The organism is Mesorhizobium sp. M7A.F.Ca.US.010.02.1.1, from assembly GCF_004023085.1.
Lineage (GTDB): Bacteria > Pseudomonadota > Alphaproteobacteria > Rhizobiales > Rhizobiaceae > Mesorhizobium.
The window spans coordinates 120,473-136,290 of record NZ_RZRV01000002.1; the positions used below are offsets into that span (position 1 = coordinate 120,473).

General features: G+C 63.9%; 15 protein-coding genes. 4 read left to right on the top strand and 11 right to left on the bottom strand.

What is annotated here, in order from left to right; translation table 11 throughout:
• The first annotated feature begins 34 nt into the window (after positions 1-34).
• Positions 35-1,666 (top strand): exodeoxyribonuclease VII large subunit, encoded by a 1,632-nt coding sequence (gene xseA / locus EOA19_RS02490; RefSeq protein WP_128302579.1) that lies wholly within the window; start codon positions 35-37, stop codon positions 1,664-1,666.
• Positions 1,667-1,670: 4 nt separating this feature from the next.
• Positions 1,671-2,789 (top strand): P1 family peptidase, encoded by a 1,119-nt coding sequence (locus EOA19_RS02495; RefSeq protein ID WP_128302580.1) that lies wholly within the window; start codon positions 1,671-1,673, stop codon positions 2,787-2,789.
• 155 nt (positions 2,790-2,944) lie between these two features.
• Here the strand turns inward: EOA19_RS02495 and EOA19_RS02500 are convergent, their stop codons facing one another.
• From EOA19_RS02500 to EOA19_RS02555, 11 genes are all read right to left on the bottom strand, one after another.
• The gene (locus tag EOA19_RS02500) at positions 2,945-3,265 is read right to left on the bottom strand and encodes a hypothetical protein (protein WP_245478279.1); all 321 of its coding nucleotides are present in this window, start codon (positions 3,263-3,265) and stop codon (positions 2,945-2,947) included.
• A 403-nt stretch (positions 3,266-3,668) separates the two neighbouring features.
• Complete coding sequence (gene doeB, locus EOA19_RS02505; RefSeq protein ID WP_128302581.1) at positions 3,669-4,667, bottom strand: N(2)-acetyl-L-2,4-diaminobutanoate deacetylase DoeB; 999 nt, start codon at positions 4,665-4,667, stop codon at positions 3,669-3,671.
• A gap of 5 nt (positions 4,668-4,672) precedes the next feature.
• Positions 4,673-5,851, bottom strand: a complete 1,179-nt coding sequence (gene doeA, locus EOA19_RS02510; protein ID WP_128302582.1) for an ectoine hydrolase DoeA — start codon at positions 5,849-5,851, stop codon at positions 4,673-4,675.
• Positions 5,852-5,889: 38 nt separating this feature from the next.
• Positions 5,890-6,882, bottom strand: coding sequence for an ectoine utilization protein EutC (eutC, locus tag EOA19_RS02515; RefSeq protein ID WP_128302583.1), 993 nt, complete (start codon positions 6,880-6,882; stop codon positions 5,890-5,892).
• A complete protein-coding gene (eutB, locus tag EOA19_RS02520; protein WP_128302584.1) occupies positions 6,879-7,871 on the bottom strand; it encodes a hydroxyectoine utilization dehydratase EutB in 993 nt (330 codons plus the stop codon). The genes eutC and eutB overlap by 4 nt, the downstream gene beginning before the upstream one ends.
• A gap of 186 nt (positions 7,872-8,057) precedes the next feature.
• Positions 8,058-8,834, bottom strand: coding sequence for an ectoine utilization protein EutA (eutA, locus tag EOA19_RS02530; RefSeq protein ID WP_128302585.1), 777 nt, complete (start codon positions 8,832-8,834; stop codon positions 8,058-8,060).
• Positions 8,835-8,837: 3 nt separating this feature from the next.
• Positions 8,838-9,497: an ectoine/hydroxyectoine ABC transporter permease subunit EhuD gene (ehuD, locus tag EOA19_RS02535; RefSeq protein WP_128302586.1), complete on the bottom strand. Its 660-nt coding sequence runs from the start codon at positions 9,495-9,497 to the stop codon at positions 8,838-8,840.
• A gap of 34 nt (positions 9,498-9,531) precedes the next feature.
• A complete protein-coding gene (gene ehuC / locus EOA19_RS02540; RefSeq protein WP_127292796.1) occupies positions 9,532-10,191 on the bottom strand; it encodes an ectoine/hydroxyectoine ABC transporter permease subunit EhuC in 660 nt (219 codons plus the stop codon).
• 172 nt (positions 10,192-10,363) lie between these two features.
• Entirely contained in the window at positions 10,364-11,215 is an 852-nt protein-coding gene (ehuB, locus tag EOA19_RS02545; RefSeq protein ID WP_023809048.1) for an ectoine/hydroxyectoine ABC transporter substrate-binding protein EhuB, read from the bottom strand.
• A gap of 87 nt (positions 11,216-11,302) precedes the next feature.
• Positions 11,303-12,088 (bottom strand): ectoine/hydroxyectoine ABC transporter ATP-binding protein EhuA, encoded by a 786-nt coding sequence (gene ehuA / locus EOA19_RS02550; protein ID WP_023809049.1) that lies wholly within the window; start codon positions 12,086-12,088, stop codon positions 11,303-11,305.
• A 125-nt stretch (positions 12,089-12,213) separates the two neighbouring features.
• Positions 12,214-13,599: a PLP-dependent aminotransferase family protein gene (locus EOA19_RS02555; RefSeq protein ID WP_023809050.1), complete on the bottom strand. Its 1,386-nt coding sequence runs from the start codon at positions 13,597-13,599 to the stop codon at positions 12,214-12,216.
• Positions 13,600-13,680: 81 nt separating this feature from the next.
• Between EOA19_RS02555 and EOA19_RS02560 the strand changes: the two genes are divergently transcribed.
• Both EOA19_RS02560 and EOA19_RS02565 read left to right on the top strand, forming a co-directional pair.
• The gene (locus EOA19_RS02560) at positions 13,681-14,172 is read left to right on the top strand and encodes an Lrp/AsnC family transcriptional regulator (protein WP_023809051.1); all 492 of its coding nucleotides are present in this window, start codon (positions 13,681-13,683) and stop codon (positions 14,170-14,172) included.
• Positions 14,173-14,301: 129 nt separating this feature from the next.
• Positions 14,302-15,795 carry an NAD-dependent succinate-semialdehyde dehydrogenase gene (locus tag EOA19_RS02565; protein ID WP_128302587.1) on the top strand — a complete coding sequence of 498 codons (1,494 nt, stop codon included), beginning with the start codon at positions 14,302-14,304 and terminating at the stop codon, positions 15,793-15,795.
• The last annotated feature ends 23 nt before the right edge of the window (positions 15,796-15,818 follow it).

A 15,818-nucleotide genomic window follows, 5' to 3' on the forward strand; every position in this document is an offset into this window, starting at 1 on the left:
TGACGCCGGCGCCCAACCGTTCCCCAATCGGCCGATGAGCGAAGCAGCATCCGAATCACGCACCAACGCCGCCGAATATACGGTGAGCGAGATTTCCGGCGCGCTGAAGCGCACGGTCGAGGACGTTTTCGGCAATGTGCGGGTGCGTGGCGAAATATCAGGCTATCGCGGGCCGCATTCCTCAGGTCATGCCTATTTCGCGCTGAAGGACGACCGCGCCCGGCTCGACGCCGTGGTGTGGAAAGGCACGATGAGCCGGCTGAAATTCCGTCCCGAAGAGGGCATGGAGGTGATCGCCACCGGTAAGCTCACCACCTATCCCGGCAAGTCCAACTACCAGATCGTCATCGACAATCTGGAGCCTGCCGGCGCCGGCGCGCTGATGGCGCTGCTGGAGGAGCGCAAGCGGCGGCTACAGGCCGAGGGTCTGTTCGACACCGGCCGCAAGCGGTTGCTGCCATTCATGCCGCGCGTGATCGGCGTCGTCACCTCGCCGACAGGGTCCGTCATCCGCGACATCATCCACCGCATCAAGGACCGCTTTCCGCTGCACATCCTGGTCTGGCCGGTGCGTGTGCAAGGCGAGACGTCGGGCGCGGAAGTGACTGCTGCGGTCAACGGCTTCAATGCGCTGGCCTGGGATGGCGCCATCCAGCGCCCCGATCTGCTGATCGTGGCGCGTGGCGGCGGCAGCCTCGAAGACCTCTGGGGCTTCAACGACGAGGCGCTCGCCCGCGCGGTTGCTGCTTCCGGCATTCCGGTGATCTCGGCTGTCGGCCACGAGACCGACTGGACGCTGATCGATCTCGTTGCCGATGTGCGGGCGCCGACACCAACGGGTGCAGCCGAAATCGCCGTGCCGGTGAAGGCCGATCTCGAAGCAACGCTTGCCAGCCTCGGTGCACGGCTGAAAGCGGCGGTCCTGCGCAATTTCGAGCGCAAAGGGCAGGCTGCCCGTGCCGCCGCCCGGGCTCTGCCCTCGCCCGATCAATTGCTGGCGCTGCCGCGCCGACGCCTCGATGAGGCGACATCCAGGCTCGGCCGGGGCCTGTTGGTCTCCACCGAACGCAAGCGTGCAAGGTTTTTTGCCGTAAAGCTGACACCGGCAATGCTGTCGCAGCGCATTGCCGAGGCGCGGCGCACCAACGAACGCAATCTTTTGCGAGCACAAGGGGCATTGCGCACGTTGGCAAGAGCCCGGCGTGCGGAGCTTAACCGAGCGGCGGATCAATTGCCAAAATGTGCCAGGGCATCGCTGCAGCGGCACAAGCAGCAACTGGCCATGCTGCAAGGCCGCATCACGATCGAGCCGACGGCACGGCGGCAACGCGTGCAGAGGGATTTGCTGACAGCTTTGACAAGACGCGGCACGCAAGCAGTGGTGCTCAGGCTGGAGCGTTTGCGCGGCCGTGTCGTCCAGGCCGACAGGCTGATGGCAACACTGTCGCACAAGGCCGTCCTGGCGCGCGGCTTTGCGCTGGTGAGGGATGCGGATGGCGCGGTGATCAAGCAGGCTGCCGATGTGGCGTCGGGAATGGCGCTTTCGCTCGAGTTCGCCGACGGCGTCGCCGATGCGGTGGCGATCACCGGCACGGCAAAACCGAAAGCCGTAGCCAAGCCGGCGGCCAAGGCCAAAGAGCCCGGCAATCAGGGATCCCTGTTCTGACACCATGACCAACAATCCGCATCATCTGACAACGCCCTCAGGCAAACCGCGCGCGCGAAATTTCGGCATCGGCTTCGACGGGCGGCCCGGACCGTTTAACGCGATCACCGATGTGCCCGGCGTCGCGGTCGGTTATGCGACGCTGATTTCGGGCGATGGCGCGCTTGTCGTCGGCGAGGGACCGGTGCGCACCGGCGTGACCGCGATCCTGCCCAGACCGCTGGCGGATCTCGCCACCCCGGTCTTCGCCGGCATCTTCAGCCAGAACGGAAACGGCGAACTGACCGGCTCGCACATCGTCGAGGAAACCGGCGCTTTCAACTTCCCGATCACCATCACCAACACGCATTCCTGCGGTGTTTCGCGCGACGGCACGCTGCGCTGGATGCAAAGCGTGCTGCCGGCGGCACTCGACAGCGGCTGGGGGCTGCCGGTGGCGGCGGAGACCTATGACGGCTTCCTCAACGACATCAACGGTCACCATTTGACGTCAGCGCATGTTGCGCAGGCCCTCGACGGCGCCGCCGGCGGACCGATCGAGGAAGGCAGCGTCGGCGGCGGTACCGGCATGATCACTTTCGGCTTCAAGGCCGGCTCCGGCACCGCATCGCGCATCGTCGAATGGCACGGCCGTGCCTACACCGTCGGCGCCTTCGTGCAGTCTAATTTTGGAAAACGGCGCAATATCACCATTCGCGGCCTACGCGTCGGGCCGGAACTCGTCGAGCCGGCGGTCCGCGAAGGCACACCGCGTGCTGAAAAGGGCTCGATCATTGCCGTCGTCGCCACCGACGCACCGTTCCTGCCGCATCAGATGAAGCGGCTGGCCCGCCGGGTGCCGCTCGGCGTCGCCATGACCGGCGGCTTCGGCTATCACAGCTCAGGCGACATTTTTATCGCCTTCTCAACCGCCAATGCGAGCGCGGCGCTGGCGCCCTCCGGCCGCACCGCCAGCGCCGATTTTATTCCGGACACCGATATCGATCCGTTTTTCGATGCGGTGATCCAGACCGTCGAGGAAGCAATCCTCAACGCGCTGGTTGCCAATGACGATATGACCGGACGCGACGGAAATTTCGTGCCGGCGCTGCCGAAGGCGTGGCTGAAGGAAAAGTTTGGCTGAAGACAAAAACGCGGGCCAGAAGCCCGCGCTGAAACAACGTCGCCGCTAGAGCAATTCCAGGAAAATTGTGAAACGGTTTTCCGTCCGGGATTGCGTAAAAACAAAGAGTTAGAGAAGTTCACTGTTTCCGTGAAACGGTGAACTTCTCTAGGTGATCATTCCGCGGCTTTTCTCGGAGCCTGCTGGCTTTCCTCGGCCTCGGCCGCTTCCTCAAGCCGGGATGCGATAAGTTCCTGGATATCGCCGACTTCTTCCTGGATGTCCTCCAGCGGGATGCCGACCTCGGCCGCCTCGGCGGCGCACTCCTTGGCCAGGGTTTCGGCCTGCTTGTCGATCCTTGCCTGGGAGGACTGGCAATGGACCTTTTCGCCGATCCATCCCCGCAAGAATTCGATGGCGTGTTCACTCATACTGCTGTTCCCTGGCGGCAAAGCCGGTTGGTAATCATAAACGTCGACATCCCGCAAAGGATGCATGTCCCCATTCCAGCCGAGTCGCGGTCGGCCGGCAAGCCAATGCCGTCCAAGGTCCACAGAGCCATAGGAAATCGAGGGGTCAAGAGCATTTTCTGATTCTGGAGGAGTCGGTACCGTTGGCTAGGTCACGCCCAGCGCTGCGCCACTGTTTCTATTTGCTTTTTTCCGGTTTCCGAGCCGATTTCCGTCACAATAGATGGCGCAACACACTACACATTCACAGTTGCTTCGAGGTGCGGCCCTCGGGCGCGCGGGTCGAAGCCGCCGCTATATAGTGACATCGTCCTGCAATGTCGACTCCGCTCGCTATCCTGCTTCTTTCCGCCGCGCCGAAGGGCCGCGACGGACGCAGAGCAAGTGACGAAGGACCCGAGCCGGGTGGAGCAAGCCTCGGCGGAACCGCTCAGACGTGCACAGCCACCACCGCCGCGCAGTCGCCGGCCTTGACCAGCCCGGGGAAATGCCGCGCCGCCAGCATGCCCGACATTTTTGCCTGGATCTCCTGCGGGGCGATGCCGGTGCGGCCGGTGGAATGGATGCGCGCCAGCAACGCGCCCTTTTCGACGGGTTCACCGAGATCGACCATGGTTTCGATCATGCCGTCATCTTCGGCGAAGGAGAAACAATCGCCCGATGGCATATCCAACCACTGGGTTGAGGTCTTCTCCACCGCACCGGCGACAATGCCGGCGTGGCGCAGCACGTTGAGAATGCCGTGCCGCGCGATCCGCACGGTTTGCGCGCGCGACGTGCCGCCGCCGCCAAGCTCGGTGCTGACGAAGACCTTGCCCATCTCCTCGGCTGCCGTGTCATACATGCCGACGACGTCGATTTCGATCATGCGCATCGAGAACGGGGCGGCGAAGGCCGCGACCGCGTCGAAAGCTTTCTGCTCCAGCGCCTTGTCGGGCAAAGTATGCGCGGCGCAGAACGGCACGAAGTCCAGCGTCTTGCCGCCCGAATGGAAGTCGAACACGATGTCGGCGCGGGGGAGCAGCTCACGCTGGAAATAGTCGGCGATCTTTTCGGTCACGGTTCCGTCCGGCCGGCCGGGAAAGCTGCGGTTCATATTGCCCTTGTCGATCGGCGACGTCCGCGTGCCGGCGCGGAAGGCCGGATAGTTCATCGCCGGCACGATGATGACCGTGCCGCTGACATGTTTCGGATCAAGCGTCCTGGCGAGATCGTAAAGGGCCAGCGGTCCCTCATACTCATCGCCATGGTTGCCCCCGGTCAGCAGCGCTGCCGGCCCGTTGCCGTTGCGGATGACGCAGATCGGGATCATCACCGAGCCCCACGCGGAATCGTCGCGGCTGTAGGGCAAGCGCAGGAAACCGTGCTGGATGCCGTCGCGGTCGAAATCGACGGTCGGCGCGATCGGCGACGGGCGGGTGCTGGACATCGGGCTCAATCCTTCACCACCAGCTTACGCGGCACATTGGCCAGGCACTCTACACCGGTTTCGGTGATCAGGATGGACTCGGTGATCTCCAGTCCCATCGTTTCCAGCCACAGGCCGGTCATGAAATGGAAGGTCATGCCGGGCTTCAGTTCGGTGAGGTCGCCGGGACGCAGGCTCATCGTGCGCTCGCCCCAGTCCGGCGGATAGGACAGCCCGATCGAATAGCCGGTGCGGTTGTCCTTGATAATGCCGTATCGCTTGAGGACACCGAAGAAGGCGTTGGCAATGTCCTCGCAGGCGTTGCCGGGTTTCGCCGCGGCCAGCCCCGCTTCCATGCCTTCCAGCGTCGCCTTCTCGGCATCGAGGAATTCCTGCGTCGGCTTGCCGAGGAAGACGGTGCGCGACAGCGGGCAGTGATAGCGGTTGTAGCAGCCGGCAATCTCGAAGAAGGTGCCCTCGCCCCGCTTCATCGGTCTGTCATCCCAGGTCAGATGCGGCGCCGAGGCATCGGCACCCGACGGCAGCAGCGGCACGATCGCCGGATAATCACCGCCGATACCGTCAACGCCGCGCGTGCCGGCATCATAGATTTCGGCAACGAGATCGCATTTGCGCATGCCGACCTCGATCTTGTCGAAGATGCGCTGGTGCATCGCTTCGACGATGCGGGCCGCCTTGCGCATATAGTCAATCTCGGTCGGGCTCTTCACCGCACGCTGCCAGTTGACCAGCGCGGTGGCATCGACAAAGCGGGCATTGGGCAAATGCTTCTGCAGCGACGCGAAGGCGGCCGCCGAGAACCAGTAATTGTCCATTTCGACGCCGACTGTCAGCTTGCCCCAGCCGCGATCCGCAAGCACGCTGGCCAAAAAATCCATCGGGTGGCGCTCGGTCGACTGCACATAGTGGTCGGCATAGCCGACGATGTTGTCATGCGCGAGATAGGCGGTGCGCTTGGCGCCGTTGGCGTCCTGGCCGCGCCCGTACCAGACCGGTTCGCCCGAAGGCGGCACGATAACCGCCTGATGCACATAGAACGACCAGCCGTCGTAGCCGGTCAGCCAGGCCATGTTGGAAGGATCGCTGATAACAAGAAGATCGACGCCCTTCACCTCCATGGCTTTGCGTGTCTTCGCGAGGCGATCCGCGTATTCGCCGCGCGAGAATCTCAGGTTCGGTTGCATTGTTCTTGGTCCTCGTTTGTTGGGCCTTGCGGCCGGTATCAGCTTTCGAAAATGGTTCCCGCCTTCACCACCCGCGCGCGGTCTCGAGCGAGCGTGGCGATCGCCGTGTCCTGGACGCCAGTGCCGGTGAGGTCGGCGATGGTGATGTCGCTGGCCGAGCGCCGGCCATGTTTTTCGCCGGCGATGATCTGGCCGAGTTCGGTCACCTCCGCATCTCCAGCCATCACACCCGCCGCGATGGCATGGTGCAGCTCACCCAGCCGCCGCGTCTGGCGGGCACTGTCGGCGACATAGAGATCGGCCATGCGCAGGATTGCCGGCGCGATCTCATTCTTATGCTCGGCGTCGGAGCCCATCGCAGTGATGTGCTGCCCTGCGGAAACGAACCCTGCCTTGATCAGCGGCTCGGTCGAAGGCGTGGTGGTGACGATGATGTCGGCGCCGACAACCGCGTTTGCCGCGTCGGGCTCGGCACGCACGACGATGCCGAGCTTTTCGCGCAGGGCTCCGGCGGTCGCCTCGGCCTTTGCCGCATCGCGCGCCCAGATGCGCGCCTCGGCAATCGGCCGCACCAGCATGAGGGCTTCCAATTGCAATCCAGCCTGGACGCCGGCGCCGAAGATCGCGGCAACGGACGAGTCCTGCCGCGACAGATGTTTGGCGGCGACGGCGCCGGCGGCAGCCGTGCGGACGTCGGTGAGATAGCCATTGTCGAGCAACAGCGCTTCAACCAGGCCGGTCTTGGCTGACAGCAGCACCATCATGCCGTTGACGCTGGGCAGGCCGAGCTTCGGATTGTCGAAGAAGCCGGGGCTGATCTTGATGGCAAAACCGTCAATGCCCGGCACATAGGCGGTCTTCACGTCGACCTCGCCGCGATGCTCGGGAATATCGAGCCGCAGGATCGGCGGCATCGCCACCGGCAGGGTAGCGAGCGCGCGGAAAGCGTTTTCAATGCAGGCGACGGCATCGAGATCGAGTGTCACGATCGCCCGCAACTCTTTCTCGGTAAGGATGGTCATCCGGCTCATGCGGCGCGCTCCTTAAGCGACGGCGCCTCGCCGCAGACAATTGTGCGGTGCGCGTCCATATCGATGTTGCGGCCGGAAAGAAGCACGACCACCGGCCCGTCCGCCCTGACCTTGCCGGCGAGCAGCGCGGCGATACCGACCGCGCCGGCGCCCTCGACGATTTCGCGCTCCTGCGCATAGGCGTGGCGGATACCGGCGGCGATCTCGTCTTCACTGAGCAGGATGACATCGTCGAGCAGGTCGCGGCACATGGCGAAGGTCAGCCGGTTGTCGAGGCCGATGCCGCCGCCGAGCGAATCCGCAAGCGTCGGCAATTCTTCCACCAGCACCGGCTGGCCCGCATCGAGGCTGGCCTTCATCGCCGCGCCACGCGCCATCGAGACACCGATGACTTTTGTCCGGGGTCTGACGCCTTTGATGGCTGCAGCAACCCCTGAGGCGAGCCCGCCGCCGGAGAGCTGGACCAGAACGAGGGCGGCATCCGGGACCTGCTCGATCATCTCAAGCCCGAGCGTGCCTTGCCCGGCGATAATGTCGGGATGGTCGAAGGGCGGCAGCATAACCAGCCCCTCTTGCGCCACCAGCCGATCGACCTCCTGCTGGGCATCGTCCTGGCTGTCGCCGACGATGCGGACTTCCGCGCCAAGCCGGCGGATCTCGTCGAGCTTGTTGCCGGGCACCAGGCGCGACATGCAGATTACGGCGCGCATGCCCTCAAGCTTCGCCGCATGCGCCAGCGCGCGGCCGTGATTGCCGGTCGAGGCCGCGACCACGCCCCGCGCCTTCTGTTCGGCGTTCAACGAGGCGACGGCGTTCGAGGCGCCACGCAGCTTGAAGCTGCCGGTGGTCTGGCGATGCTCGAGCTTGAGGTGAACGGGGACGCCGAACTGTTCCGAGAGGCTGTGGGACAAGACGGTTGGCGTGCGCTCGACTTTACCAGCGATACGCTCACGGGCGGTACGGATGTCGGTGAGAATGACGGCGGGCATCACGAAACGCCCCCCTCTGGCCTGCCGGCCATCTCCCCCTCAAGGGGGGAGATTAGCGGCTGCAACACCTTCGCCAATTGTCGATGTTGCAGGAAGAGCGGTGACGCATGAACTGCCAATCTCCCCCCTTGAGGGGGAGATGGCCGGCAGGCCAGAGGGGGGTGCTCGCTCACACTGGACATAATCTTACTGAACCAACGGCAACGTCATCAGCCGCCCGAACTCAGGATGCGGCGCCTCATCCCCGCACAATCTCAGACAATTCCAGGCGGTCGCCTGGTTGCTGGTCACCACGGGACGTCCAATAGAATTTTCCATGCCGGTGACCGCGAGGGCGCTACGCAGCGCCGTGCAGGACACGAACAGCGCATCGGCGCTGGCGTCGGTCGCTTCACGCGCCAGGTCGACAAGCGTTGCCGGTGCGATGCGTGCCATCTCGCGGTCGTCCTCGAAGCCGAGGCAGGTGAAGCTGACGATCTCGAAGCCGCGCGCGGCGAAATAGGCGGCCATCGGCCTGGATGTCTCGACCGTGTAGGGAGTGAGAATGCTGATCTTGTTTGCGCCCAGAGCACGCAGCCCGCGCACGCCCGCCATCGGCGGTGTGACCACCGGCACGCCGGGCTTTGCGACCTGGATCGCCGCCTCGATCTCGGCATCGCCGATCACCACCGAGGCCGAAGTGCAGGAATAGCAGATGGCATCGAGCTTCTCGTCCGGCAGGATCAGGGCCGCGCCCGCCGTCAGCGCCGGCTGCATCTTGCGCAGGTTTTCAGGCGTCGTCGGGTTGGCATAGGGAATGCGCGCGACATAGACGCCGACCCGCTCGCCCGCCACCATGCGGCGGAAATCCGGTTCGCTGGTATGGTCGGTGGCCAGGATAATCAGGCCGACGCGCCGCTCCAGCGGGCGCGCATCCAGCGCCGGCCGCTTCGGATAGACCTTGATCTCGGGCAAGGGTTTCATCGGCTACCTCTCGATCTTGCCGTAGCGGCGTTCCAGCCAGCGCAGCAGCATGACCGAAGACAGACTGATGACCAGGAAGAAGGCACCGACCAGCGTGATCGGTTCGATATAGCGATAGTAGGTGTTGGCGACGCTTTTGGCCTGGTTCATCAGCTCCAGCACGGTGATCGCCGACAGCAGCGGCGTTTCCTTGAACATGGCGATGAAATAATTGGCGAGCGCCGGTATCATCGGCGGGATAGCCTGCGGAATGATGATGTTGGTCCAGGTCTGCGTGGCGCTCAGATTGCACGCCTTGGCCGCTTCCCACTGGCCGCGCGGCACATTGTCGATGCCGGCGCGATAAACTTCCGCCGTGTAGGTGCCGTAGTGCAGCCCGAGGCCGATGACACCGGCTACCAGCGGCGGCAGCAGGATGCCGATGTCGGGCAGCACGTAGAAAATGAAATAGAGCTGCACCAGCAGCGGCGTGCCACGGATTAATTCAGCCGCCCAGCCGACCGTGCGCGACAGCGCCTTGTTGGGCGAGCGGCGCGCAAGCGCAATGCCAAGCCCGACGATCGCCGCCAGCACCGAGCCGAGCAGCGTCGCCAGGATGGTGATCTTCACCCCCTGGATCAGCGTCGGCATGATTTCCCAGACGAAGTTCCAATCCCACTCCATCAGCAAGCCCAATTTATCAGAAGGGAATTGGCCATCAGGCACGCACCCCATCGAGGCCGCGCGCCATGCGTCGTTCCAGCGAGCGCACGCCCCACGAGATGAGCAGGGCGAGGATGAAGTAGATGATCAGGATGGTGGTGAACGGCACCAGGGTGTTGCCGGTCTGGGCGCGCACCACCTGCGCCTGGAAGGTCAGGTCGGTGAGCGAGATCAGCGACACCACGGCGGTCGCCTTGAGCAATTCGATGGCATTGTTGCCAAAAGTCGGCAGCATCACCAGCAGCGCCTGCGGCAGGATGATGTGGCGCATGCCTTGCCAGCGGCCGAGATTGAGCGCTGTGCAGGCCTCATACTGTTCGCGGCCGATCGACTGGATGGCGCCACGCACCACTTCGGCGGCATAGGCGCCGACATTGAGGCCGAGCGCCAGCACGCCGGCCTGCAACGGGGTCAGCGAAATGCCGATGAAGGGCAGCACGAAATAGGCCCAGAACAACTGCACGAAGATCGAGGTGCCGCGGAAGAATTCGATGTAGGCGGTAGCCAGCGCGCGCAGCACGAAGAAACGCGACAGCCGCCCCATTCCGGCAAGAAAGGCCATGAACAGCGCAAGCACCGACCCCATCAGCGTCAGCTCGATGGTGACAAGCGCTCCCTGCAATATCAGGCCGAAATAGCCGGACCACTGGGTCATCTAATGTACTGTTCCACCTGGACGTTTGGTCGAAGCCCCCTCACCCGGCCTCCGCTACGCTCGGCCGACCTCTCCCCGGCGGGGAGAGGAGACCACCAGCGTCGGCGCCAGCCTCTTCTCCCCAGCCGGGAGAAGGTGGCCCGAAGGGCCGGATGAAGGGGTCTTCCTTACTTCACTTCGCCGCGCAGAGCTTGTCGCGGCTGGTCGACATCGCGGCCGCCGCCGAGAAGCCGTAGGGCTCGATGATCTTGGCGAACTCGCCTGATTTCTTCATCTTGGCCAGTTCTACGTCGAAGGCGTCGCGCAGTGCCTCGTCGCCCTTCTTGAAGGCGGCGCCGTCGCAATAGACCGGTGCGCCCTGCACCGGAGCGATGACTTCGAGGTTCGGATCGTTGGCCTTCTTGACCAGATCATTGATCGACAGGACGGGCAGCGAATAAGCGTCGATGCGGCCATCCTGAAGCATCTTCACGCCGCTCTGGCCATCCGGCACGACGATGACGCGATCGCGTGGCACGCCGGCATTGAGGGCGAGCTTCTCCTCAGTGCCGCCGCCCGGCGCACCGATGGTCGCAGTCGTATCCTTGGCGACATCCTCATAGCTCTTGAAGCCCTTCGGATTGCCCTTCTTCACCAACATCGCCTCGGCATCGCAAAGCACCGGCTCGGAATAGACGACGGCGGCGCAGCGTTCCGGCTTCATGAACAGGCCGGCGGTGACGACATCGAAGCGACCGGCCTGCAGGCCAGGGATCATGGCGCCATATTCGGAGATCGAAGCGGCGACGTCGGCGACGCCGAGCCGCTTGAATATCTCGCGGGCCACATCAGGCGCGGCACCCGAAACCTTGCCGTCGGCGGCGACCGCCGTATAGGGCGGCTCGTTGGCGATGGCGAGGCGGGCGAAACCTTGCGCCTTGAGCTGTTCGAGCTTGCTGTCATCGGCCGAACCCACGTTCGAGGCGGCCAGCACCGCCGCCAACGCAAGGCTGGCGACGCCAGCCAGAATGCCAAGTTTTTTCATTGTTCCCAACTCCTTGTTTCTTGTCTTGCTTTGTTACGAGGCGGCTCTCGCCACCTCGGGACGACTTCGTCGCCTTGGGCATTGCGGTCAGACGCGATGTCCGGCCGCGATGATCTTCTTCAGGAAGCCTTGCGTGCGCTCCTGCTTGGGATTGCGGAAAATCTCGTCGGGCTTGCCCTCCTCGACGATCCTGCCACGATCGAAGAACAGCACCCGGTCGGCGAAATCATGGGCAAAGCCCATCTCGTGGGTGACCAGTAGCATGGTCATGTCGGTCTCGGCGGCAAGCTTGCGCATGACGTTCATCACCTCCTCGACCAGCTCCGGATCGAGCGCCGACGTCACCTCGTCGAACAGCATGATCTTTGGCGACAGCGCCAGCGCCCGGGCGATCGCCACGCGCTGCTTCTGCCCGCCGGAAAGCTGTGCCGGCATGCTTTTCGCCTTGTCGGCCATGCCGACCATCTCGAGCAGTTCCATCGCCCGCTTTTCGGCGGCCGCACGCGGCGTGCCCTTGGTCAGCATCGGCGCCAGCGTGACATTGTCCATGACGCATTTGTGCGGAAACAGGTTGAACAGCTGGAAGACCATGCCGATCTTCTGGCGCATCCTTGTCAGGTGTCGCTCATCGGCGGGCAGCAACTGGCCGTTGCGTTCCATGTGATAGAGCTGCTCACCGTCGATCTGGATATGACCGCCATCGATGCGCTCCAGCGTCATCAGGATGCGCAGGATTGTCGTCTTGCCCGAGCCCGACGGGCCGATCAGTGCCAGCTTTTCGCCAGGCATGACCTGCATCGACAGGCCGTCCAGCACTTTGAAAGTGCCGAAGCTTTTTGAAATGGCGTCGATCTTGATGATGGGCGTGGGCACTGCAGTTCCCCGTCCTGGAGAGGTCTATGCTCTTAACGATGCGGAACGCGCCAAATCATGTCAATTGAGAAAATAATATCATGACAATTATTTCTGATTCCGCACAATTTCCGAGCAACCCCAGCCTAGATAGCGAGCAGCAGGTGTTCCGGATCGCCAAGCAGCAGCTTGGTGACAACGCCGAGGCCGGCGCGCAGTTCCCCCTCGGTGGTCGAACCCAGCGAGATACGCACCGCCGGATGCCACGGCGCAGCCGAAATACGGAAGGACGTGCCGGGTGCAATCGCCACACCCTGCAGGCGGGCCTGGGCGACAAAGCTTTCCTCGGCGCGGTCGGCCGGCAGTTGCAGCCAGACATGCAGCCCGTCTCGCCGGGCGCGATAGCCGACCCCCGCCAGCACTTGCGCTGCAATATCCTGCCGGCGCCGCAAAGCCGCGCGCTGCCAGTGGACAAGCTCCATCGCCGTCCCGTCGGTCACCCATTTTGTGGCGATCTCGGCCACCAGCGGCGTCGCCATCCAGTTCGAAACCAGATGCCGGTTGGCGACGGCGGCGACATAGCGGTCGGGTGCGACGAGATAGCCGATGCGCAGCCCGGGCACGGTGATCTTGGTGAAGGAGGTGACGTAGAGCGTGCGCTCCGGCGCGAACGCGGCAACCGGCGGCGGCCGGTCTTCGACCAGCGGACCGAGCACATCGTTCTCGATGATAGCGATGTCGTGCTTGCGCGCAACCGCCGCGATCTGCTCGCGCCGCGCCGCATCCATCAACGTCGCCGTCGGGTTGATCACCGAGGGCTGCACGAAGACCGCGCGGATGTCGGAAAGCCGGCAGGCTTCGTCCAGCGCTTCCGGGATCAGGCCGTTGTCGTCGATCGGCAGGCCTTCCAGGTTGAAGCCGAGATAGCGTGCCAACGGCACCAGCGTATGGTGGCCGATCGCCTCGGTGGCGACCGTCGAGCCCGGCGGGGCGACACTCATCAGCGCTACCGTCATGCCGGCGGTGGCGCCGTTGGTCAGGCTGATGTTCTGCGCGGAGGTGTCGAGACCGCACAGTTTCAGCCATTCGACCGCCACCGCGCGGTGGCGCGGAAACACCATGTTGGGCCGAAACGACAGTGCCGAACTCGACGGCAGGTTCTCGGCCAGCCAGCCCAGCGCCTGCTTCAGCCGCTCCAGATGCATCGGCTCGCAGACCGGCTTCAGGATCGACAGATCGATGACTTCGCCGAGCCGCTCCGGCAGATAGGGCGGTTCCGGCTCGCGGCGCTGCGTCTGGACGAAGCTGCCGCGGCCGATCTCGCCCGAAATCAGCCCGCGGCGGATCAATTCCTCATAGGCGCGGCTCACCGTCTGCACAGAAAGCTTGAGGTCGTCGGCCAGACGTCGATGGGTCGGCAGCCGCGCGCCATTGGCGAGGCGCCCGTCATGGATGGCGCGCGCGAACTGGTCGGCCAGCGATTGATAGGCCGGGCGCCGGATGAGCGCGGGATCGGGTTGCCACAATGTCATGACTTATTAGAGATCGAAATCAGTGCAATTGACAATCGAAATAATGCGCCGTCATGGTACTCGGACGAAAAGTGAGCTCTGATGACATCCGCGAAACTCGACCCGATCGACCTGAAAATCCTCGACGCCATCCAGCGCGACGGACGCATCACCAAGTTGGCGCTGGCCGAGCAGGTCGGCCTGTCGCCGACGCCGTGCTGGATGCGGCTGCGCAAGCTGGAGAAGGCCGGCATCGTCTCGGGCTATCACGCCAGGATCGCCATGCGCGTCGTCGCACCCGTTGCCACCGTCCTGATGGAGGTGACGCTGGCAAACCACCGCCAGGCCGATTTCGACCGCTTCGAGCGCGTCATCCGCGATGTTCCCGAGATCGTCGCCTGCTGGTCTGTCGGCGGCGGCGTCGACTATGTGGTGAAGGTGATGGCGCGCGACATCGACGCCTATCAGCGGCTGGTCGATGGCTTGCTCGAACGGGAAATCGGCATCGACCGCTACTTCACCTACATCGTCACCAAGACGGTGAAGGACGAGATCGCGCTGCCCATAGCCGACCTGCTGCCGGCGTCGGCTTAAGGCGGAGAGATCATCTGTCGGGGCGGGACAAAAGAGAGAGTCTCTCTCCTTCGAGGCATCCAAACAGCCTCTCTATCTGCATCGGGCGGATAGTCTTCCCGCATCAGTCCGAACCGGGAGGTCTCGACCATGTCCGCGCATTTCGCCCGCTCGCATCGCCATGAAGCGCTCGACCGCCTGACCGACCGCCGGCTGCTGCGTGAACTCGCCTATGTCGATGGCCACTGGACGGCAAGCGAAGCCGCTGAAAGCTTCGAGGTCACCGATCCGGCCACCGGCACGACTGTCGCTTTCGTCGCCGCGCTAGATGCACGGCAGACGACAAAGGCGATCGATGCGGCCGCGCGCGCCTTCCCGGCGTGGCGGGCACTGTTGCCGCAGGAGCGCTCGAAAATCCTGCGCAAATGGTTCGAGCTGATCCTCGGCGCCAAGGATGATCTGGCTCTGCTGATGACGCTGGAACAGGGCAAGCCGCTGCAGGAATCGCTGGGCGAGATCGACTACGCCGCCTCTTTCATCGAATGGTATGCCGAGGAAGCAAAACGCCTGAACGCCGAGAGCGTCACCAGCCATCTGCCGAACGCCGAAATGATCGTGCGGCGCGAGCCCCTCGGTGTCGTCGGCATCGTCACGCCGTGGAACTTTCCGTCGGCGATGCTGACCCGCAAGGCTGCGGCAGCCCTTGCCGCCGGCTGCACCATCGTTGCGCATCCGTCCTCGGAAACACCGCTGTCGGCGCTGGCTCTGGCCGAACTCGGTGAGCGCGCCGGCCTGCCCGCAGGCGCCTTCAACATCGTCACCGGCAAGGCTTCGACCATCGTCGGGCGGATGTGCGAAGATCCGCGCGTCCGAGCCATGAGTTTCACCGGGTCGACCGAGATCGGCAGGCTGATCGCCGCGCAAAGTGCGCCGACCATGAAAAGGCTGGTGATGGAGCTAGGCGGCCACGCGCCGCTGATCGTCTTTGCCGATGCCGATCTGGACAAGGCGGTTGATATCGCCGTCGACGCCAAATTCGCCACGTCGGGCCAAGACTGCCTCGCTGCCAACCGTATCTATGTCCAGCGTCCGATCTACGATCGGTTCTGTGCCGCCTTCGCCAAGCGCATCGAGACGTTGCGGACCGGCAATGGCCTTGCTGATAGCACAGACATCGGCCCGCTGATGCACGAGCGTGCCGTCAAGAAGGTCGAGGAACAGGTCGCCGATGCCATCGCTCACGGCGCGCGCTGCCTCACTGGCGGCAAGCGGCACCTGGCTGGCCCCCTGTTCTACCAGCCGACGCTGCTGGCCGATGTCAGGGACCAAGCGCTGATCATGCGTGAGGAGACGTTTGGTCCGGTGGCCGCCGTGACGCCGTTCGACAGCGAGGCCGAAGTGATCGCCCGCGCCAACGCCACCGAATATGGCCTCGTCGCCTATGTCGTGACCGAGAATGGTGGCCGGCAGCAACGCATGGGCCGCGCCCTCGACTACGGCATGGTCGCCATCAACCGCGTCAAGATCACCGGCGCGCCGATCCCGTTCGGCGGCGTCAAACAATCCGGCATCGGCCGCGAAGGCTCGCGCCACGGACTCGAGGCTTTCACCGATCTCAAATATCTCTGCCTCGATGTAGCTTAAGCTGCACCGGAATCACCCTTTTG

Excerpts from the sequence above, each read along its gene's own strand:
- eutA (WP_128302585.1), bottom strand. The coding sequence starts at position 8,834 with ATGAAACCCTTGCCCGAGATCAAGGTCTATCCGAAGCGGCCGGCGCTG.
- ehuD (WP_128302586.1), bottom strand. The coding sequence starts at position 9,497 with ATGGAGTGGGATTGGAACTTCGTCTGGGAAATCATGCCGACGCTGATC.
- EOA19_RS02560 (WP_023809051.1), top strand. The coding sequence starts at position 13,681 with ATGACATCCGCGAAACTCGACCCGATCGACCTGAAAATCCTCGACGCC.
- EOA19_RS02500 (WP_245478279.1), bottom strand. The coding sequence starts at position 3,265 with ATGCATCCTTTGCGGGATGTCGACGTTTATGATTACCAACCGGCTTTG.
- xseA (WP_128302579.1), top strand. The coding sequence starts at position 35 with ATGAGCGAAGCAGCATCCGAATCACGCACCAACGCCGCCGAATATACG.
- eutC (WP_128302583.1), bottom strand. The coding sequence starts at position 6,882 with ATGAGCCGGATGACCATCCTTACCGAGAAAGAGTTGCGGGCGATCGTG.
- doeB (WP_128302581.1), bottom strand. The coding sequence starts at position 4,667 with ATGTCCAGCACCCGCCCGTCGCCGATCGCGCCGACCGTCGATTTCGAC.
- ehuB (WP_023809048.1), bottom strand. The coding sequence starts at position 11,215 with ATGAAAAAACTTGGCATTCTGGCTGGCGTCGCCAGCCTTGCGTTGGCG.
- EOA19_RS02565 (WP_128302587.1), top strand. The coding sequence starts at position 14,302 with ATGTCCGCGCATTTCGCCCGCTCGCATCGCCATGAAGCGCTCGACCGC.
- doeA (WP_128302582.1), bottom strand. The coding sequence starts at position 5,851 with ATGCAACCGAACCTGAGATTCTCGCGCGGCGAATACGCGGATCGCCTC.
- ehuC (WP_127292796.1), bottom strand. The coding sequence starts at position 10,191 with ATGACCCAGTGGTCCGGCTATTTCGGCCTGATATTGCAGGGAGCGCTT.
- eutB (WP_128302584.1), bottom strand. The coding sequence starts at position 7,871 with ATGCCCGCCGTCATTCTCACCGACATCCGTACCGCCCGTGAGCGTATC.
- EOA19_RS02555 (WP_023809050.1), bottom strand. The coding sequence starts at position 13,599 with ATGACATTGTGGCAACCCGATCCCGCGCTCATCCGGCGCCCGGCCTAT.
- EOA19_RS02495 (WP_128302580.1), top strand. The coding sequence starts at position 1,671 with ATGACCAACAATCCGCATCATCTGACAACGCCCTCAGGCAAACCGCGC.